The sequence below is a fragment of the Pseudidiomarina marina genome (assembly GCF_044807045.1).
GTDB lineage: Bacteria > Pseudomonadota > Gammaproteobacteria > Enterobacterales > Alteromonadaceae > Pseudidiomarina > Pseudidiomarina marina.
Genome location: NZ_CP085233.1, coordinates 2,220,980 through 2,242,037 on the forward strand (window position 1 = coordinate 2,220,980; position 21,058 = coordinate 2,242,037).

Annotated in this window: 23 protein-coding genes; 3 read left to right on the plus strand and 20 right to left on the minus strand. The window is 48.5% G+C overall.

The window, feature by feature from the left end:
- Nucleotides 1-4: 4 nt before the first annotated feature.
- Nucleotides 5-1,771 (minus strand): aspartate--tRNA ligase, encoded by a 1,767-nt coding sequence (gene aspS / locus LG272_RS10630; RefSeq protein WP_404408437.1) that lies wholly within the window; start codon nucleotides 1,769-1,771, stop codon nucleotides 5-7.
- A gap of 177 nt (nucleotides 1,772-1,948) precedes the next feature.
- Between aspS and cmoA the strand changes: the two genes are divergently transcribed.
- Nucleotides 1,949-2,680, plus strand: coding sequence for a carboxy-S-adenosyl-L-methionine synthase CmoA (gene cmoA, locus LG272_RS10635; protein WP_404408439.1), 732 nt, complete (start codon nucleotides 1,949-1,951; stop codon nucleotides 2,678-2,680).
- A 38-nt stretch (nucleotides 2,681-2,718) separates the two neighbouring features.
- Nucleotides 2,719-3,702, plus strand: coding sequence for a tRNA 5-methoxyuridine(34)/uridine 5-oxyacetic acid(34) synthase CmoB (cmoB, locus tag LG272_RS10640; protein WP_404408441.1), 984 nt, complete (start codon nucleotides 2,719-2,721; stop codon nucleotides 3,700-3,702).
- On the opposite strand, the gene LG272_RS10645 is transcribed toward cmoB, so the two are convergent.
- The 18 genes from LG272_RS10645 to LG272_RS10730 all read right to left on the minus strand — a co-directional run bounded on the left by LG272_RS10645 (nucleotide 3,686) and on the right by LG272_RS10730 (nucleotide 19,294).
- Nucleotides 3,686-4,027 (minus strand): hypothetical protein, encoded by a 342-nt coding sequence (locus LG272_RS10645; RefSeq protein ID WP_404408443.1) that lies wholly within the window; start codon nucleotides 4,025-4,027, stop codon nucleotides 3,686-3,688. The genes cmoB and LG272_RS10645 overlap by 17 nt on opposite strands.
- Before the next feature lie 191 nt (nucleotides 4,028-4,218).
- On the minus strand, nucleotides 4,219-4,527 hold the full coding sequence (locus LG272_RS10650; RefSeq protein WP_404408445.1) for a hypothetical protein: 309 nt from the start codon (nucleotides 4,525-4,527) through the stop codon (nucleotides 4,219-4,221).
- Between the two features lie 182 nt (nucleotides 4,528-4,709).
- Complete coding sequence (galU, locus tag LG272_RS10655) at nucleotides 4,710-5,594, minus strand: UTP--glucose-1-phosphate uridylyltransferase GalU (protein WP_404408447.1); 885 nt, start codon at nucleotides 5,592-5,594, stop codon at nucleotides 4,710-4,712.
- Between the two features lie 27 nt (nucleotides 5,595-5,621).
- Nucleotides 5,622-7,118, minus strand: a complete 1,497-nt coding sequence (locus LG272_RS10660) for a peptide MFS transporter (RefSeq protein ID WP_404408449.1) — start codon at nucleotides 7,116-7,118, stop codon at nucleotides 5,622-5,624.
- 97 nt (nucleotides 7,119-7,215) lie between these two features.
- Entirely contained in the window at nucleotides 7,216-7,947 is a 732-nt protein-coding gene (locus tag LG272_RS10665; RefSeq protein WP_404408451.1) for a VacJ family lipoprotein, read from the minus strand.
- A gap of 113 nt (nucleotides 7,948-8,060) precedes the next feature.
- On the minus strand, nucleotides 8,061-9,260 hold the full coding sequence (ccmI, locus tag LG272_RS10670) for a c-type cytochrome biogenesis protein CcmI (RefSeq protein WP_404408453.1): 1,200 nt from the start codon (nucleotides 9,258-9,260) through the stop codon (nucleotides 8,061-8,063).
- The gene (locus LG272_RS10675) at nucleotides 9,257-9,742 is read right to left on the minus strand and encodes a cytochrome c-type biogenesis protein (RefSeq protein WP_241967954.1); all 486 of its coding nucleotides are present in this window, start codon (nucleotides 9,740-9,742) and stop codon (nucleotides 9,257-9,259) included. Before LG272_RS10675 ends, ccmI begins: the two co-directional genes overlap by 4 nt.
- Complete coding sequence (locus LG272_RS10680; RefSeq protein ID WP_404408456.1) at nucleotides 9,739-10,314, minus strand: DsbE family thiol:disulfide interchange protein; 576 nt, start codon at nucleotides 10,312-10,314, stop codon at nucleotides 9,739-9,741. The genes LG272_RS10675 and LG272_RS10680 overlap by 4 nt, the downstream gene beginning before the upstream one ends.
- The gene (locus LG272_RS10685; protein ID WP_126759282.1) at nucleotides 10,301-12,274 is read right to left on the minus strand and encodes a heme lyase CcmF/NrfE family subunit; all 1,974 of its coding nucleotides are present in this window, start codon (nucleotides 12,272-12,274) and stop codon (nucleotides 10,301-10,303) included. The genes LG272_RS10680 and LG272_RS10685 overlap by 14 nt, the downstream gene beginning before the upstream one ends.
- Entirely contained in the window at nucleotides 12,271-12,795 is a 525-nt protein-coding gene (gene ccmE, locus LG272_RS10690) for a cytochrome c maturation protein CcmE (RefSeq protein WP_126759283.1), read from the minus strand. The genes LG272_RS10685 and ccmE overlap by 4 nt, the downstream gene beginning before the upstream one ends.
- Nucleotides 12,779-13,012, minus strand: a complete 234-nt coding sequence (gene ccmD, locus LG272_RS10695) for a heme exporter protein CcmD (protein WP_126759284.1) — start codon at nucleotides 13,010-13,012, stop codon at nucleotides 12,779-12,781. Before ccmD ends, ccmE begins: the two co-directional genes overlap by 17 nt.
- The gene (locus LG272_RS10700; RefSeq protein ID WP_404408459.1) at nucleotides 13,002-13,754 is read right to left on the minus strand and encodes a heme ABC transporter permease; all 753 of its coding nucleotides are present in this window, start codon (nucleotides 13,752-13,754) and stop codon (nucleotides 13,002-13,004) included. The genes ccmD and LG272_RS10700 overlap by 11 nt, the downstream gene beginning before the upstream one ends.
- A gap of 1 nt (nucleotide 13,755) precedes the next feature.
- Complete coding sequence (gene ccmB / locus LG272_RS10705) at nucleotides 13,756-14,439, minus strand: heme exporter protein CcmB (protein WP_404408461.1); 684 nt, start codon at nucleotides 14,437-14,439, stop codon at nucleotides 13,756-13,758.
- Entirely contained in the window at nucleotides 14,432-15,076 is a 645-nt protein-coding gene (gene ccmA / locus LG272_RS10710; RefSeq protein WP_404408463.1) for a cytochrome c biogenesis heme-transporting ATPase CcmA, read from the minus strand. The genes ccmB and ccmA overlap by 8 nt, the downstream gene beginning before the upstream one ends.
- Before the next feature lie 80 nt (nucleotides 15,077-15,156).
- Nucleotides 15,157-17,085 carry a prepilin-type N-terminal cleavage/methylation domain-containing protein gene (locus LG272_RS10715; protein WP_404408465.1) on the minus strand — a complete coding sequence of 643 codons (1,929 nt, stop codon included), beginning with the start codon at nucleotides 17,083-17,085 and terminating at the stop codon, nucleotides 15,157-15,159.
- Nucleotides 17,075-18,172, minus strand: a complete 1,098-nt coding sequence (locus LG272_RS10720; RefSeq protein ID WP_126759289.1) for a pilus assembly PilX N-terminal domain-containing protein — start codon at nucleotides 18,170-18,172, stop codon at nucleotides 17,075-17,077. Before LG272_RS10720 ends, LG272_RS10715 begins: the two co-directional genes overlap by 11 nt.
- Complete coding sequence (locus tag LG272_RS10725; protein WP_126759290.1) at nucleotides 18,162-18,773, minus strand: prepilin-type N-terminal cleavage/methylation domain-containing protein; 612 nt, start codon at nucleotides 18,771-18,773, stop codon at nucleotides 18,162-18,164. Before LG272_RS10725 ends, LG272_RS10720 begins: the two co-directional genes overlap by 11 nt.
- Nucleotides 18,767-19,294: a GspH/FimT family protein gene (locus LG272_RS10730; protein WP_404408467.1), complete on the minus strand. Its 528-nt coding sequence runs from the start codon at nucleotides 19,292-19,294 to the stop codon at nucleotides 18,767-18,769. Before LG272_RS10730 ends, LG272_RS10725 begins: the two co-directional genes overlap by 7 nt.
- 68 nt (nucleotides 19,295-19,362) lie before the next feature.
- On the opposite strand from LG272_RS10730, the gene LG272_RS10735 reads away from it, so the two are divergent.
- Complete coding sequence (locus tag LG272_RS10735) at nucleotides 19,363-19,746, plus strand: type IV pilin protein (RefSeq protein WP_404408469.1); 384 nt, start codon at nucleotides 19,363-19,365, stop codon at nucleotides 19,744-19,746.
- 233 nt (nucleotides 19,747-19,979) lie between these two features.
- Here the strand turns inward: LG272_RS10735 and ispH are convergent, their stop codons facing one another.
- Nucleotides 19,980-20,921: a 4-hydroxy-3-methylbut-2-enyl diphosphate reductase gene (gene ispH, locus LG272_RS10740; RefSeq protein ID WP_404408471.1), complete on the minus strand. Its 942-nt coding sequence runs from the start codon at nucleotides 20,919-20,921 to the stop codon at nucleotides 19,980-19,982.
- Nucleotides 20,922-21,058 lie beyond the last annotated feature (137 nt).

The following is a 21,058-nucleotide window of genomic DNA, read 5'->3' on the forward strand; positions in this document are numbered from 1 at the left end:
TATTTTATTCACTGTCCTTCAAGGTAACAGCAACGTTGAGTTCTGCCAATGCCTCTGGGTTGGCAACGCCTGGTGCGTCAGTCAATACACACGCCGCGGTTGTTGTTTTCGGGAATGCAATTACTTCGCGAATAGAACTTGCGCCCACCATTAGCATCACTAAACGATCAAGACCAAAGGCCAAGCCCGCATGTGGCGGCGTGCCGTACTTCAAGGCTTCAAGCAAGAAACCAAACTTCTCTTGCGCTTCGTCTTTGCCAATACCCAAAATTTCAAACGCCGCTTGCTGCATTTCGTTATTGTGAATACGAACTGAACCGCCGCCAACTTCTACGCCGTTAAGCACCATATCGTATGCATTCGATAGAGCTGCTTCTGGGTTCGCCTTCAACTCATCAGGAGTCACGCCAACAGGTGCCGTGAACGGATGATGAATTGCGTGTAAACGGCCTTCGTGTTCTTCGAACATAGGGAAGTCAACTACCCATAGAGGGCGCCATTCATCGCTAACAAGCTCAAAATCATTACCCACTTTCAAGCGCAATGCACCTAAGGCTTCAGCAACCACAGTCGCTTTATCGGCGCCAAAGAAAATAATATCGCCGTTAGCCGCTTCAGTACGGGTTAGGATGCCTTCAAGTGCCGCATCTGGAATAAACTTAAGTACCGGCGACTGAATTCCGTCGCGGCCCGCAGTCAAATCGTTCACTTTCATCCACGCTAGGCCTTTCGCGCCATAGATACCAACAAAGTTGGTATATTCATCAATGTTCTTGCGTGAAATTGCTTCCGCTTTGCCTGGCACTTTCAGCGCAGCGACGCGCCCTTTCGGATCATTCGCTGGGCCGGCAAATACTTTAAACTCAACATCTTTGAGCAAGTCAGCCACGTCAATTAACTCAAGTGGATTTCGCAAGTCAGGCTTATCGCTACCGAAACGACGCATCGCTTCGTGCCACGTCATCCGCGGGAAATCACCCAAATCAACATCAAGCATTTCTAAGAACAGCTTGCGTACCATCTGTTCTGTTACCGCCATCACTTGGTCAGACGACATAAACGATGTTTCAATATCAATCTGGGTAAATTCTGGTTGGCGATCTGCCCGTAAATCTTCGTCACGGAAACACTTCACAATTTGGTAGTAACGATCAAAACCAGACATCATCAGCAACTGCTTAAACAACTGCGGCGACTGTGGCAATGCGAAGAACTTCCCTTTGTGTGTGCGGCTTGGCACCAAGTAATCACGCGCACCTTCAGGCGTTGCTCGAGTCAGCATTGGTGTTTCAATGTCTAAAAAACCATGGTCATCTAAGAAACGACGAACCGCGCTGGTTACTTTGGCTCGGAACTGTAAGTTGTGGTTCATGTTTGGACGACGTAAGTCCAAATAGCGGAAGCGCAAGCGCTGCTCTTCACTTACCTGCTGATTAAAATCAATTGGCAGTGGCTCGGCACGGCTAATAATTTCAAGCTCAGTCGCCATCACCTCAACCGCACCGGTCGCCATAGTTTTGTTAACCTGGCTTTCAGGACGCGCACGCACGGTGCCCACTAAACGAATACAGAACTCTTGACGTAGCTTGTTTGCAGTCTCGAAAAGCGCCTGTTGGTCAGGATCAAACACTACCTGCACCAAACCAGTTCGGTCGCGCATATCAATAAAAATCAAACCACCTAAATCACGGCGTTTATTCACCCAACCGCACAAAGTTACGGATTGGTCTACAAGACTCGTTTCAAGCTGTCCACAGTAATGGCTACGCATGGGATCATCCCTACCACAAATTAAGAATTTACAAAGCTGCACATTATAACGGACTTACACTGAATGTCAGTAACTGTCGGCGCAATTTAATAATGAGAACAACCATGGTGCTACTGTTTCGGGCTACGTTACGTTAAAATACATCGAGTGTCTGTCAGCCAAAGATTATTGAGACGTATGACGAAGAAAGATTCGATATTCGCAGAGCCATTGCCGCAAGTCAGCGATTTTGTGTTTGATCACACCGTGGTGGAAGTATTCCCCGACATGATCAACCGCTCAGTACCTGGCTACCAAAGCATTTTGCAAGGCATTGGCCAGCTCACCAAACGTTTCGCACAATCTGACTCTAATCTCTATGATTTAGGCTGCTCGTTAGGCGCTGCGACTTTAGCCATGCGCCAAAACTGCCAGCACCTTAGCGGCATTCAGGTTATCGGTATCGACAATTCCGAAGCCATGGTTGAGCGTTGCAAGCTTCACTTGCAAGGCTATCGTAGCGACGTGCCTGTGAATGTGCGTTGCGAAGACATCCAGCAGTCTGACATTAAAAGTGCTTCCGTGGTGACCATGAACTTCACCTTGCAGTTCGTGCCGCCAGAGCAGCGCTACGACTTACTGAAAAAAATATACGACGGCCTAAAACCGGGCGGCGTGCTGTTGTTGAGCGAAAAATTCCGCAGTGCCGATGAGCAAATGAACGAGCTGCTTGTAGATATTCACCACGAATTCAAACGCGCCAACGGCTACAGTGAACTCGAAATTGCCCAGAAACGCGCAGCCATCGAGAACGTCATGCGCATCGACACACTTGAGGCGCACCATCAACGCCTGCACGAAATTGGCTTTAATCACACCCAAGTGTGGTTCCAATGCTACAATTTCGCGGCACTACTAGCCGTTAAATAGCTAGCCGTTAAATAACTTGCCGAGAATTAACCGGAGAAATGATGAATTTGTTCGCCCAAGATCTTATCTCTGTTGCCCAGTCACCTTTGCAGCATTGGCTTACAACCTTGCCAGCGCAGTTAGAAACATGGCAAAAAGAACAACAGCACGGCGAATTACCCAAGTGGCTTCGTTGCGTTGCGCAACTACCTAAAATCGAACCGCAACACGTTTCTCTTGCTGATACGATTACCGTAGCGAACGAGAATATTAGTGAAGGCGAGCAAAACCGTATTCGCGGCCTCATGATGCAACTCACACCGTGGCGCAAAGGACCGTTCGACCTGCACGGCGTGCACATCGACACCGAATGGCGTTCAGATTTTAAATGGCAGCGCGTGTTGCCCCATTTAAGCAATAACGGCGACCTCAGCGGCCGCCAAGTACTTGATATCGGTTGTGGCAGTGGCTATCACCTGTGGCGCATGCTTGAAGCCGGCGCCGATCAAGTTTGGGGCATCGACCCAGGCCAGTTGTTTATGGCACAGTTTATGGCCATTCGGCACTTCATGCCTGCCGAACTTGCCGCACGAGCCCACTGGTTTCCACTCGGTGTCGAAGATCTTCCTGAACTCCGTGCGTTTGACACCGTCTTCAGCATGGGCGTCTTATACCACCGTCGTTCGCCAATTGATTTCCTGACACAACTTCGTGCCCAATTAAAAACGGGCGGCGAACTTGTACTCGAAACATTGGTGGTTGAAGGCGACGAACATACCGTTTTAGTGCCAGGCGAAACCTACGCCAAAATGCGCAACGTTTGGTTTATCCCAAGCACCAAAGCCCTATTACACTGGATGAGCCGAGTCGGCTTCAAAAACGCGCGCGTGGTCGACGAATCCATCACCAGCCTCGAAGAACAACGCGCCACCGAATGGATGCAAGGTCAATCACTCGCCGACTTCCTCGATCCCAACGACCGCAGCCGCACCATCGAAGGCTACCCCGCCCCACGCCGCGCCGTCATCATCGCCAACCCGTAGCCCGGCGTTTTACGCCGGGTGATGCGTAGCATCGTGAATGCCCGAGCTTACGCCGATGGTCATAGGCATGGCCATAGTCATAAGCATGGCCATAGTCATAAGCATGGCCATAGTCATAAGCATGGCCATAGTCATAAGCATGGGCATGGTCATAAGCATGGCCATAGTCATAAGCATGGGCATGGTCATAAGCATGGGCATGGTCATAAGCATGGCCATAGCCATAGTCATAGGCATGGCCATAGTCATAGGCATGGTCATAGGCATGGCCATAGTCATAGGCATAGGCATGCCACCCTATTTTATTTTCAGTGTTCAGTTGCATCAAAAATGGAGCATTTTAGCCCCCTCGTTTTGCTCTCTTTTTGATGCAACTGAACACTTATTTTTTATTGGCATATACCCACTCTTCTCTGCTTGTTAGTTCATTAATTGATACCTTGGATTATTATTCCGATAACGATATTTTTGAGTTATGGGCCTTGGGCTGTGCAAATTGACTGATGTTGCGGTTCTTTAGAGATAGGGAGCCATAATGGCATCGAATCTTCGTTGACGTTCATCCTTTTCGCGTTTAGATGGCGGCTCAGCCAGCGCTGCATCAAGGATTTCAATGAATTTCGGGGCTAAACCGAGTTCGACGAGTGCCGCTATTAAATATTCACTGCGTACACTATGACCACCTTCCATTCTTGAAATGGTTGCGCGACCACAATACAACCTCTCAGAAAAGGCTATCTGACTCATTCTATACTCACGTTCGGTACGTATAAATTTCGCTAGCTTACGGACAACTTCGTCTTGCAGTTCTTGTGGAGATTTCATTGGTTTGCTTCCAGAGTACAGAAAAGAGGAAGTATAGGCACTCACCAAACCGGCGGACTTTAATTAATTCATATCCACTTAGCTTTTTGGCTTATTGCTGACATATTCAGATGTAGGTGGGATAAGCTCCATCACGTCAAGGCTTCTAAGCATCAACGCGATGGGCTGTAAACGTCAAGGTATTAGCTTTGCTTGGCGAGCCAGGCTTTGAAGTCGGTGCCGAGGGCTGGGTGACGCATGGCGTGTTCAACGAAGGCTTGCGTGTAACCTAGCTTGTTGCCGCAATCATGGCTCTTGCCTTTCATGTAATAGGCATTAACCGGCTGTTGCTCGAGTAGCATTGCCATTGCATCAGTCAACTGAATTTCATTGCCAGCGCCCGGCGGTGTCTTCTCCAGTAGCGCCCACAAGGCGGCTGGGAATACGTAGCGACCAACCACAGCTAAATCCGATGGTGCTTCATCAACTGGCGGCTTTTCCACTAAACGTTTAATTGAAGCCTGCTCGCCCGGCGCTAGCTCCACGCCGTTGATGTCAGCAACGCCATATTGATTAACTAACTCAGCCGGCACTTTTTCGACCATAACCTGTGCTGCGCCAGAGGCGTTAAAGTTAGCGACCATTTCGGCCAAGTTATCTCGACTTAAATCACAGCTTGCTGAGTCGACCAATACGTCTGGCAGTACCACTGCAAATGGCTGGTCTTCAATCAATGGACGCGCACAAAGCACGGCATGGCCAAGACCTTTTGCAACGTCTTGGCGCACGGCCATCACGGTAACCTGAGGCGGGCAGATTGCCCGCACTTCAGCTAAAAGTTGATCTTTAGCCCGTTTTTCCAGCATATCCTCTAATTCATAGTTGGCGTCGAAGTGGTTTTCGATAGCGTTTTTGCTTGAGTGAGTCACCAAAATAATATCGGTTAGCCCAGCTGCAGCGCACTCTTCGACAATATACTGAATCAACGGCCGGTCAACCAACGGCAGCATTTCCTTTGGAATTGCTTTGGTTGCTGGCAGCATCCGCGTCCCCAGACCTGCCACCGGAATCACAACTTTTTTTACCATGTTCAACAAATCCTATTGTTTAATGTTTTATTGCTTTTCAGCTTTTGTGCCTAGGCCTTCGTGTTCGGCGACAGCTTCCAGCTCTTGATCAAGTCCTTCGGCCGTCGTTCTTGGCTCCACACGCTCTGCCCCATGCATCCAATTAACAAGCATGCCAGAGATAAACCAAAGAACCACAGCGAAAAATAGTAAACCTACCGCAACGCCACCAAATACCATTAATAAGCCTGCATAACCTGGGTCAAGGCCAATTGACGTTGCTACTTGAATCGAGAAGTCATACTCGCCTGCGTTTTCACTGAATGCACCAACCATGCCCGCAAGGTAGCTGGCAATTGCTGGCATCAAGAACCACACACCCATGACTAATGATGCTAAACGCAACGGAGCGAGTTTTGTCATCAGTGACAAACCAACTGGCGAAATACAAAGTTCACCCAAGGTGTGGAATAGATACGCGAGTATCAACCACATCATATTCGCTTGACCGGTTACTTGAATCTCAAATAAGCCCAAAATCAAGAATACGAAACCAATTGAGGTGAGTACCAAGCCTGCGAAAATCTTAATCGGCGCATCTGGGCTTTTATCTTTCTTGTGTAACCACACCCACAATACGGAGAAAATAGGTGCGAATAGCAGAATAAATAGCGGGTTCAGCGATTGAAAATATCCAGCTGGAATAATCGAATCACCAAAACTACGGTCAGTGTAACGATCAGCGTAAATATTCATCAAACCACCGGCTTGCTCAAACGCTAACCAGAACACCGTGACGAACACAAATAGGAACAAAATAACGCGAAGGCGATCATGCTCAACTTTTGATAGTGGCTTCTTCACACCACCGGCCGCATCACGGTCACGTTTTGCACCAGGAATTTTACCAATATCGCCTAAGAAACGCTGGAAGAATAAACCTTGAGTAATCACGGCTAGCGTCATACCAATACCAGCGGCAAAGTAACCCCAGCGCCAACCATAATCAGGGCTCTCACCCAACGTCGAGGTAACCAGTGGCGCAATAAACGCACCTAAGTTAATACCCATGTAGAAAATTGAGAACGCACTATCACGACGTGCATCACCTTGTTGATACAAATCACCAACAATGGTCGAAATGTTTGGTTTAAATAGGCCGTTACCAGCTATCAAAATACCTAAACCGATGTAGAACAGTTCAATGCTGTGCGGGGTCGCCGCAAACAAGGTGAACTGCGCTGCAGCCATCAAAATACCGCCGAGTAGAATCGAGCGGCGCTGTCCTAAATAGTTATCAGCTAACCAACCACCAATCAGTGGCGTAAAATAAACAAGACCGGTATACATACCATAAAGCGATAATGCATCCGCATCGCTCATGCCGAATCCTGGGTTTGCCGCTTCAGTTGCTGCAACCAAAGTAAGTACTAACAATGCGCGCATGCCGTAGTAAGAGAAACGCTCCCACATTTCGGCAGTAAAAAGCACATACAGGCCCTTCGGGTGACCCCAAAGTTCAGACTTCGCAGGCGCCTGGCTCATATAATATTCCTCAGTAAATGTAATTATAGTTATTCAAGTTATAACAGTGACGGGCTTTTATAACGCAGAAGCCTTGCATGGTGCAAGGCTTCGAGGCTTAAAACTGGTCGTAAAAATCGTCGTCCAGTTCCTCTTCTTCCGACTGTGCTGGCGGATTTCCATCGTAAACTTTGTCTTGCCAGCGCTGAAAATACGATTCTTTCACGAACGAATACGGATCCAAAGATTCTTCCAACATTGGCTCTAAGTCCATCAGTTGAATACGCGCTTCGAGACCTTTAATCATCCAACGCGCCACACTTGTCGGTCCACTCAAGTTATCTAGTGGGAAATACATGCCATCAACAACATCACCACCACGATCAACCACAACGGTTGGCCCAAGACCAGGTAGCATCAAGTAGGGACCATCAGCAACACCGTAGGATGCCAATACTTCGCCAAAACCCTCTTCGCGACGCTCGATACCCATCTCAGTAGCGACATCAAAAATACCAAGCACACCAACGGTGCTGTTAATCGTGAAACGCCAGAAACTCACACCAGCATCCACCACTTTGCCCTGTAGCGCATTATTGACCAACGACGATACTTCATCGAGATTCTCTACCGCGTTCGACAAACCTTTTCGCATCGGCTTTGGCACGTGGCTGTATGCTTTTGCAGCGGGGCGGATCACAGCATCATCAAGCTCTTCGTTGAAGTCCCACACTTCACGGTTTACTTGCTCGAACGGGTCTCGTTCGTCAGCCCAAGTATCGTCCTGTGGGGCGCTCGCGCAACCGCTTGCCAATAAGGCAACTGCAGCAATTGCTAAAAGTCTGTTCATAAAAACTCCCTTAAAACCAAAACCGTTATTAGCCGTTAGATATTAGATATTAGAAAACAACTAAAACAGCCGAGCTAATATCTAATATCTAACGGCTAATATCGTACTTGCGTTTACTTGATCACTAACCGCACGGTGGTGGTGGCTGGGTCGATGATCAGTGGCACCGCATCCAAATCACCCTCAGCCGCATCAATTTGTTCATCAGCTGATATACGAGCCATCACCTGCCATTGGTTCAATTGACTCAAGCGATAGTCCGGTAGCATCGCGTTAGCATCCGATAAGGTGACGGTAACCGGGAACTCGGAAACTGGCTGACGAACAACCGCTGCTGGCATGCCCGGGCCATCAGCTGCGCGTACGTAAACAAACAATGTTGCACCTTCGGGCACGTCAGCCATTCGTTCTTCACTAATATCGACCGTAACAGTCAGTTCCAATTCCGTTGCCTCGAGGCGTTCCCGTGCATCAGCAACAGCTGTTGCAACCGGCTGATAGCGTTCATCAGACTCAGGAATTTGTTGTAATAACAACTCCCATGCTGTGATGGCTTGCTCCCAATCACCACGCTGAAAAGCCACAAAGCCCAATAACGAAAGACCTTCTTGGTTGTTTGGCTCTTGCTCGAGTACGCGGCGTAGCATCGTCGCCGCTTCCGGCATCATCTCGTCGTCACCCGTTTGCAGTAATAACTGTGCATAACTTAGCAGTGTGCCGATACGGTTCGGTTCCATGCTCAATGACTTCTTATAAGCTTCAATGGCTTGCTCCAATTGACCCAGAGCAGTCATTGAGCGCGCATAAACCAACCAAGCGACAGCATCATTCGGTTCACCCGCTAAGCGCTGACGTAAACCCAGCGCAAAGGTCTCAAGTTCTTCGCGAGTCGTTTGCGCACTGTCGTTGGTGAGTACCTTTTTACCTAATTCAGGGAGCGCTTGTATGGCTTCATCGGCTTGACGTTGCAGCGTCCAGCTACCAAATAAGCTATAAAGTACGACAGTTAACACCACCACCAATACCGCTGGTAGCCAAATATTGCGACCAACTTGCTCATCATGCAACTGCTCTAACTCAGTATTTTCAGTAACAAAACGTTTATCTAATTCATTGTTAGCACGCTCAAATGCGTTTTGAGTGAGCAAACCGTCTTCGCGCTCTTGCACAAGTTCAAGTTTGCGTTGCTCATATAACTCGCGGTTGACGTCTAAGCGTGTGCGTTGCTGATCACGTTGGCGGCGTCCGGTTAGCAATAGAAATAAACCACCGGCCAATGCCACGGCTAAAATCAACGCAATGTGTACAATCATGATGATTTATCCTGTTTTGAAGCACGCAGCGCGGCTAATTGCGCTTGTTCTTGCTCACTTAACTCAACTTCTGCGTTATTGCGGGCTCGTACGCGCATCAAAATGACACCTGCGCCAACTAAAATCACAATAACTGGACCCAGCCATAACACAACGGTACTCACCTTAACCGGCGGTCGGTAGTAGGCAAAGTCGCCATAGCGCGCAACCATGTAATCAACCACTTCCTGCTTCGATGCGCCTTGCTGCACCATCATATAAGTTCGGTCACGCAAATCTTTGGCTAAGGGCGCATCAGAATCGCCTATCGTTTGATTTTGGCATTTCGGACAGCGCAGCTCATCGATAAGCTCGCGGAATAAGGCTTCTTTCTGCGGGTCATCGAATTTATAGGTTTCAAGGTTAACCGCATAAGCGACACTTAACGAACTAAGGGTCACGCTAAACGCGACTACGAGCATGGTGATTAAGTTTCTCATCATTGCTTCGCTCCCGCGCCTTGATAAGACTGCATTAATTCGTCGTATTGTGGTCCTAATATCGTATTCCAAACACGGTCGTTTACATCGCCCACATGACGATAGACAACTTCACCGGCCGAGTTAATCAAAAACGTTTCGGGTGCGCCATATACACCGAAATCAAGGGCAACCATGCCACGTTCGTCAAACAAATTGAGTTGATACGGATCACCTAAGGTGTTGAGCCAGTTGACGGCTTTCGCACGCGAGTCATCTTTGTAGTTCAAACCAACAATATAAACTCCTTCCGCTGCGAGCTTATTCAAATATTCATGCTCGGCGCGACACGTTGGGCACCAAGTTGCCCATACGTTCAATAACATCGGACGACCTTGCAGCACGGCTTCAGTATGCATTTTGCTCGTATCGTAGATATCAGGCACCGTAAACTGCGGCACCGGTTTTCCAACGAGTGCCGAGCTAAGTTCGGTTGGATCAGAAAACAAGCCGCGCAACAAAAATAGGGTTAACCATATAAATGCCAACAACGGCAGGGCCAAAATTACCCAACGTAATTTACTACGCTGTGCCATAGTTACCTCGCTGTTTTCGCTGTGACCGATAACGCTTGTCACTCATCGCTAATGCACCACCTAAAGCCATGATCACGGCGCCAAGCCAAATCCAGCGCACAAATGGTTTAATGTAGATGCGTACTGCCCACGCATTCGGATTTTCGTCATCTTGTAATGGCTCGCCCAATGCGACGTACACGTCACGTAAAAAGCCAGAGTCTAAACCGACTTCGGTCATGCTCATGCGCTGTACGGTATAGAACCGTTTTTCAGAGACTAACTCTGAAATTTTACGATCATCTTTATACACACTAAATTCAGCATGGTCTGTCGTGTAATTTGGTCCCTGCTGCTCGCTAAGTAAATCAAATTGAATACGATAATGTTCTACTTGTACCGATTCACCTGGTGCCAAGCGGACATCACGTTCAACTTCGTATTGGCTTACCGCCGCAATACCAACCAGTGTCACGGCAAAACCGAGGTGGCCAAGCACCATACCCCAGTGGCTACGCCCTAATTTAGTTAGACTAGCCAGCCCTTCACCACGTTGCTGTATACGCTGCTTCAACTCAGTAACCAGCGTCATCACAATCCACAACGCCATCACCAAACCTAACACCGTCATTGCCAGAACTTGATCGGCAAACACGTACGGCAGAGCGAAACCAAGCAATACAGCAAGAGCAAGTGCAAGGAACAAATCAGTCGCTAACGGCTTCAGTTCTTGGCGACGCCAACGCAATAGCGGCCCTAAGCCCATCAACAACACAAACGGCACAATCAGCCAAGTAAACATTTGATTAAAGAACGGCTCGCCAATCGATATTGAGCCCAGACCAAGTTCTTTGTGAACCAATGGCAACAACGTGCCAAGGAGCACAACTAAGGTTGCCGCCATTAATAAAATATTATTACCAAGCAACATCACTTCACGCGACACCGCTTCATATTTGGTTTGGCTGTTAACGGCGCCAGCGCGCAAGGCAAACAATAATAGCGAGCCACCAATAACAACGGCTAGCAAGCCGAGAATAAATAGACCACGAGCAGGATCTGTTGCAAACGCATGCACCGAGACAATCACACCAGAACGCACCAAGAAGGTACCAAGCAAGCTCAAACTGAAGGCGGAGATTGCTAAAAGCACGGTCCACGATTTAAACGCGCCCCGTTTTTCCGTAACAGCTAAAGAGTGAATCAATGCAGTACCAACCAGCCACGGCATAAAACTGGCGTTCTCAACCGGATCCCAGAACCACCAGCCGCCCCAGCCTAATTCGTAGTAAGCCCACCAACTGCCCAGCGCAATACCTAAGGTTAAGAAGCACCATGCTGCCGTCGCCCACGGCCGTGACCAACGCGCCCATGAAGCATCAAGCTTGCCACTAACGAGTGCTGCAATTGCGAAAGCAAAGGCAACCGAGAAGCCGACATAGCCCATGTATAACAGTGGCGGGTGGAAGATCATGCCTGGGTCTTGCAACAGCGGGTTTAAGTCACGCCCATCCACTGGAATCAGTGGTAACGCCCGATCGAACGGATTCGATACACTCAGCATGAACAAGTAAAAGCCGATGCTAATGAGCCCGAGCACCGCCAACACCCGCGCCATCATGGTTAATGGCATTCGCCGCGAAAACATAGCGACAGCCGCAATCCAGCCAGCCTGCATCAGCATCCACAACAAGAACGAGCCTTCATGTGAACCCCACACAGCAGTGATGCGATACACTAACGGCAACGCCGTATTTGAATTGTGTGCCACATAGGAAATGCTGAAGTCGTTAACAATAAAGCCATAGGTGAGCGCAGCGTAAGCTAACGCCGTGAATAAGAACTGACCATAGGCAAGAGGCCGAGCCAGCAACATCGCGCCGCTATGACCGCGCCAAGCGCCCCATAATGGATAAATCGCGAGTAAAACGGAGAACGCAAGCGCTAACGCCAGCGTTAATTGTCCAAATTCAGCAATCATTGGTTATTTCCAGAGCTGTCTTGTTGGTCAGAATCTTCTGCTTTTGAACCGGTGTAATCCGGCTGGTTCGGATTGACGTGTTTAATGCCCTTCATGGCTTCTGCCAATTCCGGAGGCATATACTCTTCGTCGTGCTTCGCTAATACTTCGGTTGCTTTTAGCACGGTTGGTTCAATCAAAACGCCCTGCGCGACAATACCCTGCCCCTCACGGAACAAGTCCGGCAAAATACCGGTGTAGAGTACGGTCACTTCAGGGCCGGTATCGGTTACCTGAAAACTTACTTCAAGTGTTTTCGGGTTGCGCTTCACCGAACCTTCAACAACCATGCCGCCAACTCGAATACGCTGCCCTACTTCTGGGCGAACCTTAGTAACACCCTTCCCTTCAATCATTTCTGACGGGGTATAAAACAGGTCAATGTTTTGCGTTAACGCATACAAAATCAAACTAATGGCTGCGGCTACGCCAACCACCAAAGATAAAACCCAAGCGAGGCGTTTTTTACGACGTGGAATCATTGGTCACCATACTCCTATGACGCTCTTGCTGTTTACGACGCGCGATACGTTGCTGTTGTTGCTGTTTTTTTACAGCCATTTGCGCTAATTTTTTGCGCGTTAGCAACCCGTGCACCACTAATATTGCGATAGCTAATATTGAAACCCCGAAGGCGAGCCATACATAAAACCCATAGCCACCCATCCAAATCACTTCTTGCCAACTATCAAACGCCATGGTTGGCCTCCACACCCAGTTTTTCCATTGCCCACGGACGGTGCAGCTCTTGCTTTAATATCTCATTACGCAACCGTTGTGTTATCAGCGCAGCGGTTAAGAACAAAAAGCCGGCGATGCTAATCAGTAACGGGATAAGCATTTCAGGTGGCATGGACGGTTTTTCGAATTTCGTAATCGTGGCTCCCTGATGCAATGAATTCCACCAATACACCGAAAAGTGAATAATCGGCACATTAATTACGCCAACTAAAGCCAATATTGCAGCTGCTTTAGCGCCAGTTCGTGCGTCATTGAAGGCATAGTAAAGCGCCAGCACACCGATATACAAAAACAATAAAATAAGTTGTGACGTTAAGCGCGCATCCCATTCCCACCAAGTGCCCCACATCGGTTTGCCCCAAACAGCCCCAGTAAACAATGCGACAAAAGTGAGCACCGCACCTACCGGCGCAATCGCGGCAATCGCCCATTCAGCCGTGCGAATTTGCCACACCAGAGCAATCAACGCCGCAATCGCCATTCCGGTATATGCCCCCATCGAGAACATGGCGCTTGGAACATGAATGAAAATGATGCGGTAGCTATCGCCTTGTTGATAATCAGGTGGTGCATAAAACAATCCCCACACCAACCCGACGGTTACAAAAACCAAGGCTAAACCGCTTAACCACGGCTGCCATAAGCCTAATAATCGATAGGTTGCTTCGCCTTTTGCGTACGGATGTAACCATTTCCACATATTAATTCACGCTCACTCGAATTGCTGCTGCGACGGCCAGAGGCGCCAACATTAACGTCAATAACATCAGTCCGGCTAATAGTAACACTTGCCCATAAGCAGATGTACCCACCAGCGTACTCTCAACGGCTGCCGCTGCAAATATCAACAAAGGGATAAACAATGGCAGCAATAACAAGCTTAATAAGGCGCCACCGCGCCCTAAACTCACTGTCAATGCGGCACCAACGGCTGTCATCGCACTCAACATTGGGGTACCTACTAAGAGAGTGAGCATCAACGTGCCCCAAGCTTCAAACGGCAGTTTAAGTAATAACGCACAAACCGGAGCGAGGATCACCAACGGCAAGCCACTGAGCAACCAGTGCACAACAACCTTGCCCAACGCCAACAACGGCAGCGGCGCTGGCGATAGAACCAGTTGCTCTAAATTGCCATCCAAAAAATCATCGCGAAATAAGCGCTCAGAACCGATTAACGATGACAACAACGCTGCCACCCAGATCACCCCAGTAGCAATACGCCCTAAAATATCAGGACCGGGCCCTACGGCTAACGGAAACAAGGTCACTACAATCACGACAAACAACAGCGGGTTGATAATATCGCTGCGTCGGCGCAACGCTACGGCTAAATCGCGCCGCATCACAGTTGTCATCAACTGCCAGGAGCTCGCCTTATTCATCGGTGAGCTCCTCGTCGTTATGTTCGATTCGAATTTTCTGTAATCGTTCACCCGACCACGTCAGCGGTTGATGTGATGTTAAAATAAGCGAACCACCATTTTCGAGATGCTGTTGAAAGCGCTGATGGAGTAACTCAATCCCGTACGTATCTAACGCGGTGAAAGGCTCATCAAGAATCCATAGTTTGGCTTGGCTGTACCAAAGACGTGCTAAGGCAATGCGTCGTTGCTGGCCAGCCGAAAGTTGCTGTGCAGAAATGTCTTCTAGCCCTAATAAGCCCACTGTCTCGAGTAACTGCCACGCATCAACATCAGTGGCGCCATCAAGTTGTGTCTGGAAATGAAGATTTTCTAAGGCGGTGAGCTCAGCTTTTACGGCCGGCTTATGCCCAATGAATAGGGTTTGACGTTGCCAGAGCTCAGGATCTCGATGTTGTGGTTCACCAAATAACCACACTTCACCTTCAAGTGGCTGTAATAATCCAGCGATGATTCGAAGTAAGGTCGACTTACCCGCACCGTTTGGCCCCTCAACATGGAGAATTTCACCGGCGCCGAGTTGCAGCGAGAGTGTGGAGAATAACGTGCGTCCCGCACGTACCGACGTGAGTTGTTTGGCTTCGATAACAACAGACATTGGAGTTGAGGCAACCTATCGGGTCAAAAAAAGTGACCCGATAGTACCACAGGTTTACAAGGCCATATAAGCCTTACCTATCAATTTTCGTCCATTCGTACGTTATGAACTTCGTTCGAACTTAAGTTTGAAATCGTCACACTCGATGGTGTGAAGGTAAATCCAGATTTACTGAAGTTAATTACGGTTGAGGTACCCGCCGGTATGCCATTACACGCATACGCACCAGTATCTGCATTCCCTTGTTTCGAGAAAGTACAGGTAACATCGACACCCGAGACGCTAACGTCACGATAGTGCGTGTTTTTACAGGCATCGCCATTGTACTGAAGACAGTAAATTTCACCGGTAACCGAGTATAACGGTGTTGTACCATCCGATGCGGTAACAGTGACATTGACGCTGCTGTTAAGTTCGCCATCTTCCAGCGGATGAATTGGTTTACTTCCGAGTACACTTGCATTACCAAGTGCCGCATTCATGGTGACTGTTGCAACACCACCATCGAGCGCACTTATACGTCCGCGACTGTAGGTACCGTAATAATTCTGTTCAGGATCAACGATCGTCTGAATAGGCTCATTCGTCACATCAGCAACCGCTGTGTTGGTGGTATCCCAGCCCCCCAACAATGTCAGGTTGACCTCATAAAATGGTACTTTAGCAATCCAGTCAGGTTCATTATTCAAAATCGATTGTCTAACTTCCTGCAAATGCGCATCAGTCATATCATCCAAATAAATACCGCGACCGATGAGCTGGTATGAGCCCGGTGTCACAGAAATATCACGACCACTTGGAGACGCCGGAAGATCATTGCCCATCACCAGCGCTTTCACCACATCTCGAACATACTGCGTATAGGTTTGTGCGCCAGTTTCGTTAATCAAAAAACTTGCCGAAGTCGCGGTTACGGCGTGGAACTGCCAGTCAGGATACATGGCATACCAGCCGTCAATGCGACGCATACGACATGATTCTTCGTAAACGTTATTAGAGCCTTGGTTTGCTTCAACCAAGTTGCCACTGGCGTCACGATAAAAATGGCGATGGTTGCCGTTCGTCTTACGGTTTGTGTCATGTTTAAACACAACCTGCTCTGCAACCATGGTCGAGTTATCATGGTGGTCACGACAACATTGCGTACATAGCTCAGGTTGGTTAGAAACAGCAGGGTTCACAACACCGGTCATTTTCTTGGTTTTTTGACCACCATTTGGATCTAAAACCAAGCGACCATCTTTCAGCATTAGCCGATGCGGCGTATTCGCGTTATCTTCAAACCCAGTAAACATGCACGAACAATTAATCGTGATAAAGTCTTCAACGCGTTGGGTTTGTGTGGCTTCATCATACGTTACGGTATCAAATCGCACGGTTAACTTGTCGCCGCGCTGCATCACTGTCGGTGTTGGGCGCGTGGTTTCTTTCACTTGGTACTGCGTCGCCGTCTCGTCTTCAGTCAATTTAACCGCGATTACCTCGGGTGCAGCCCCTGGGTTATAAGTGACACTCGGCTCATTACGCGGCGGTGGTGCGGTTACAGCCAGACCACCATCACGCATCGCAATGCGGCCAACCCAGCCTTCTAAAGTTAAGAGCTGGTCTTCCCCGCCCCGCATTTGCCAGGCCACCTCAATATTAACCGACTTTGCGTCCGGCGTTGGCGGTAATGGGTTCGGCAAATCAGGATCACCCGTGGTTCGCCATAAGCCATTAAAGTATTGCGGCGCAACCGTCCAACTAACCGCATACGTCTTGTCATCGAGAACGACACTGTCCGTGCCCGAATCAATATCCGCATAAATCTCAAAACGTAATTCTTCAAGACGCTGTTGCGCTATCTTCAAAGCAGCAGCATGTTCTGCAGCTCTTACTGAACTTTGCATGAACGTGCGTTGCAAGCTAACAAGACCCGTGACACCGATTGCAATAATTACCAGTGCAACCAGCACCTCAACAAAGGTAAATCCGCGCTTCTGCGCCGAACTCGCAAAATTAGAAATCACGCCAGCTTCCTCCTACTCGCAAAACTCGTTTGAAAGCATCATTACTGACTAAATTAGTGAGAATTTCTTCGTGGTAACGAACTAACAGTGTTCCATTTGATAAAGTTGGATCAAAGTTAGCCATAACAGCACCGTTAATGGTCGCTCCACCATTCAGTTTTAACTCATAATCAGCAAGGTTACCTGGCGTTCTAAATGCGAAAACCAAGCCATTGACTACCGTATTACCGTTAATCGACAAGTCGCCATCTTGAATTACCAACGCTACAGGATTTTCAGGGGAACCAATATCAACCGAAGGCGAGCAATTACCGATCACCCAAATTAAGCCGGTTGATGCAGGCCCAATTGAATCACAGCCATTCACAATCTGATTGGCAGAATCACGTAATTCTTCCCATTTCGGCTCGGGCACGCCAAACAAATACTCTAAGAGATCATCAGGGAAATTAGGGTCGTTATCTAAGATATCGACGCCGTGGTCGCCACGTTCACTGAACGGTTGCGACGAGCACATACCTTCACTGTATTCCTGCTGACCACACGTGGTTCCGCTACCGTTAATATCAACGTCACCTTCAGTCCAAATTGATAACGGTACACCATCACCACCACCGTTAGGGTTAGCTACCACCTCAAAGTTACCCGAAACGTTCATACTGCCTTTAATCGCAACCGGTGTATCTGGGGCCGAGCGTATCATCGGAAGCACCGCAACTTGCTGGCGCAAGGTTCGTGTCGCACGCGCATCGGCCGATGTGGCGGTTAATACCACGTCAACAATATCCACATCGCCGCGAATAGTATCGTCAAACCGCGTACTCGAAAGCGTTGCATTGTATTGAGCACCGCCAATAACACCGTCAATGGTGCGGTTAAGGTTTGATTTCTCCGCGTTCACTTCCATCACAATTTGCTCAATCGCCGCATCGGCCACCAAGGTCGCTTCTTGCATGCTGGCGTGATTGCGCGTAATACGCTGCTCTTGAACTTTAAAGCGCGCGGTATAAAGCGTCACCAAAATAATAATGGAGAGTAATAAAACCGTAATTGTGATTGTGGCAAAGCCCGATTGTTTAAAACGCATTGCGAAGCACCACCTCTGTTGCTAACTCTCGTGATACTTGGGCGTCACTTGGTAGCGACACCACCATCAATACCTCGACAACTTGTTCATTGACTTCATCAAGCATGCGCTCGGTAAGAATAAACTCAAGCACATCCACTTGAATTAAATCGGGGCTGGTTAAGCCTTCCCAACCATCTTGGTCACAGGTCGCGCCACCCTGACGACGCTGAACTTGGCCATTACGCAACCGATAACCGAATTGCTCAACAGCACCGTCATGAATCGCATCATTATCAGCGTCATATTCAAACAGTAAGCAACTCGAACCGACTTCGCTAGGATGCTGTGAAACCGTAATCGTATTGTTGAAAGCCGTCACCGCGTTATCTGGGTCGACCACCAATAAATGCGCGTTACCGCGGTATCCCGCTCGCCGCAAATCACCCAAAAGCAAATCCATAACTGCCGTTGATTCCTCTTGGAGCTGACTTAACTGGAGGCTTCGCGAATTGGTCCCAAGGGTTGCCGAAAACACAGATGTCAGCGCCGCCATTAAAATCAAGCCGAGCGTAATGGTGATCATTAATTCAACAAGTGATAAACCGCGCTGCTTTAACATGCCGGATAACTCCCCACACTGCCTACTTGGCAATAACGCAAACGTCCAAGCGTGCTAACAACCACGCGAATTTCCTTCTCGACTGCATTGCTACTGTCGCGCAACTGATAGCTAACGGTACCCGCATTGCCTTCAGCCAATCCGCGAAGTGCGTCAAACCGCGTGTGATCGCCGCCGGAAAAAGACGCGGATGCCATCGTTACCCCAGAATAATCAGCCCCATTGATTTGGCGTAACACACCATCAATGGAACAATCCTCGGTTAAACAGTCACAATCATCATTGTCTGCAACCGCTGCGCACCAAGCGCCATCCTCGTCGTCCCACACCACAAACCGGTTCTCGCCGCTACTTAAAGCATCAGAGCGCGCATATTGCAATAATGCATAGGTGTCTTGGGCAGCCCCCTGCAAACGCATGGTGCGAGCCATTTCAATCGTCGCAGGCACACCCCAACCCAGCACAATGCTGAGAATTAACAACGTGATGATAAGCTCTAGTAAAGTAAATCCTTGACGCATTGCGTTTGTTCCAAAATTGTCGTACTAATGAGCAGATGCATTAAGCATAGTATAAACAGGTGGAATAAATGCAAGTTGAAAAAAAGTTATCCGGTATGACCTTGATTGAATTGATGATTGTTGTAGCAATTATCGGCATCATTGCAGCCATTGCTTATCCGAACTTTACCGACTACGTCAAACAGAGCCGCAGAGCAGACGCCATGGGCGAATTAATGAAGTTACAGATGGCTCAAGAAGAGTACCGATTACGCAATTCAAGCTATGCGACGATAGCCGATCTTGGCTTTACATCGTCAAGCGAATTTTACACTTTTAGTGTATCGAACATCGGTGCTGAAACGTATACGTTGACGGCTACAGCGACTGGTGCTCAGGTTTCAGATACGGAATGTGCGACGATGAGTATCAATCAGAACGATCAAAAAACCCCCACCGCCTGCTGGCAGTAGCCCGGCGTTTTACGCCGGGACGTGGCTACGCCACGGTTATTGTCGAATTGAACGCACATTGATAAAAGTGGTGCGGTTATTGTCGAATTGAACGCACATTGATAAAAGTGGTGCGGTTATTGTCGAATTGAACGCACATTGATAAAAGTGGTGCGGTTATTGTCGAATTGAACGCACATTGATAAAAGTGGTGTATTAACAGCGCGATGCGCTACCCGGCGTGAAACGCCGGGCTACAATTCGACGACGCGGAGTTCGGGTGGAATAGAGAACGTGATATTTTCTTCGCGCCCACTACGCTCCTGTACCGTCTGACCGCCCCACGATTGCAACTGCTTCACCACATCGCGAACAAGAACTTCTGGTGCTGAAGCACCGGCCGTAACACCAATATTCTCTTTGCCATCAAGCCAAGCTTGGTCAATGCAGGTCGCATCATCGATGAGATAAGCAGGCGTACCCATTTTCTCGGCCAATTCGCGCAAACGATTCGAATTCGAGCTATTACGCGCTCCAACCACTAATAACACATCAACTTCAGCAGCAAGTTCACGCACCGCATCTTGACGGTTTTGGGTGGCATAACAGATGTCGTCTTTACGCGGCCCCTGTACTTCTGGGAATTTTTCACGCAACGCATCAATCACATCGGCGGTATCATCAACCGACAACGTGGTTTGGCTCATGTAATGCAATTGTTTCGGATCTTTCACCTCAAGTTTTGCGACATCGTCGACCGATTCCACCAGGTAGATACCACCTTTTGGGTTATTGTACTGCCCCATGGTACCTTCAACTTCCGGATGCCCCGCATGCCCAATTAATACACACTCATGACCTTTACGGCTCGCGCGCGTCACTTCCATATGCACCTTAGTCACCAACGGACAGGTTGCATCAAACACCCGCAAACCACGATCTTTCGCTTCTTGACGCACGGCCTGTGACACACCGTGAGCCGAGAAAATCACAATGCTATCGTCTGGCACTTCATGCAGTTCATCAACAAATACCGCACCACGTGCGCGCAAGGAATCCACCACATATTTGTTGTGCACCACTTCATGACGCACATAAATAGGTGGCTCGAAGATTTCTAATGCACGCTCGACGATAGTAATCGCGCGGTCAACGCCGGCGCAAAAACCACGCGGATTCGCTAAAACAATATTCATAAAAACTCCAAGTGCGATATTAGCTATTGGATATTAGATATTAGAAGAGCAAGGTCGATATTAGCTATTGGATATCAGATATTGGAACAAGCCAAAATTTTCGAGCTAATATCTAATATCTAAGAGCTAATATCGTT

Bases quoted from the DNA above. Each gene is read 5' to 3' on its own strand.
- ccmE (WP_126759283.1), bottom strand. From the start codon at position 12,795: ATGATTCCACGTCGTAAAAAACGCCTCGCTTGGGTTTTATCTTTGGTG.
- galU (WP_404408447.1), bottom strand. From the start codon at position 5,594: ATGGTAAAAAAAGTTGTGATTCCGGTGGCAGGTCTGGGGACGCGGATG.
- ispH (WP_404408471.1), bottom strand. From the start codon at position 20,921: ATGAATATTGTTTTAGCGAATCCGCGTGGTTTTTGCGCCGGCGTTGAC.
- LG272_RS10730 (WP_404408467.1), bottom strand. From the start codon at position 19,294: ATGCGTCAAGGATTTACTTTACTAGAGCTTATCATCACGTTGTTAATT.
- LG272_RS10660 (WP_404408449.1), bottom strand. From the start codon at position 7,118: ATGAGCCAGGCGCCTGCGAAGTCTGAACTTTGGGGTCACCCGAAGGGC.
- LG272_RS10700 (WP_404408459.1), bottom strand. From the start codon at position 13,754: ATGTGGAAATGGTTACATCCGTACGCAAAAGGCGAAGCAACCTATCGA.
- LG272_RS10680 (WP_404408456.1), bottom strand. From the start codon at position 10,314: ATGGCACAGCGTAGTAAATTACGTTGGGTAATTTTGGCCCTGCCGTTG.
- LG272_RS10725 (WP_126759290.1), bottom strand. From the start codon at position 18,773: ATGTTAAAGCAGCGCGGTTTATCACTTGTTGAATTAATGATCACCATT.
- LG272_RS10685 (WP_126759282.1), bottom strand. From the start codon at position 12,274: ATGATTGCTGAATTTGGACAATTAACGCTGGCGTTAGCGCTTGCGTTC.
- ccmA (WP_404408463.1), bottom strand. From the start codon at position 15,076: ATGTCTGTTGTTATCGAAGCCAAACAACTCACGTCGGTACGTGCGGGA.
- LG272_RS10720 (WP_126759289.1), bottom strand. From the start codon at position 18,172: ATGCGTTTTAAACAATCGGGCTTTGCCACAATCACAATTACGGTTTTA.
- LG272_RS10735 (WP_404408469.1), top strand. From the start codon at position 19,363: ATGCAAGTTGAAAAAAAGTTATCCGGTATGACCTTGATTGAATTGATG.
- aspS (WP_404408437.1), bottom strand. From the start codon at position 1,771: ATGCGTAGCCATTACTGTGGACAGCTTGAAACGAGTCTTGTAGACCAA.
- ccmB (WP_404408461.1), bottom strand. From the start codon at position 14,439: ATGAATAAGGCGAGCTCCTGGCAGTTGATGACAACTGTGATGCGGCGC.
- LG272_RS10675 (WP_241967954.1), bottom strand. From the start codon at position 9,742: ATGATGAGAAACTTAATCACCATGCTCGTAGTCGCGTTTAGCGTGACC.
- LG272_RS10645 (WP_404408443.1), bottom strand. From the start codon at position 4,027: ATGCAACTGAACACTGAAAATAAAATAGGGTGGCATGCCTATGCCTAT.
- LG272_RS10650 (WP_404408445.1), bottom strand. From the start codon at position 4,527: ATGAAATCTCCACAAGAACTGCAAGACGAAGTTGTCCGTAAGCTAGCG.
- ccmI (WP_404408453.1), bottom strand. From the start codon at position 9,260: ATGATTGTACACATTGCGTTGATTTTAGCCGTGGCATTGGCCGGTGGT.
- LG272_RS10665 (WP_404408451.1), bottom strand. From the start codon at position 7,947: ATGAACAGACTTTTAGCAATTGCTGCAGTTGCCTTATTGGCAAGCGGT.
- cmoB (WP_404408441.1), top strand. From the start codon at position 2,719: ATGATGAATTTGTTCGCCCAAGATCTTATCTCTGTTGCCCAGTCACCT.
- cmoA (WP_404408439.1), top strand. From the start codon at position 1,949: ATGACGAAGAAAGATTCGATATTCGCAGAGCCATTGCCGCAAGTCAGC.
- ccmD (WP_126759284.1), bottom strand. From the start codon at position 13,012: ATGGCGTTTGATAGTTGGCAAGAAGTGATTTGGATGGGTGGCTATGGG.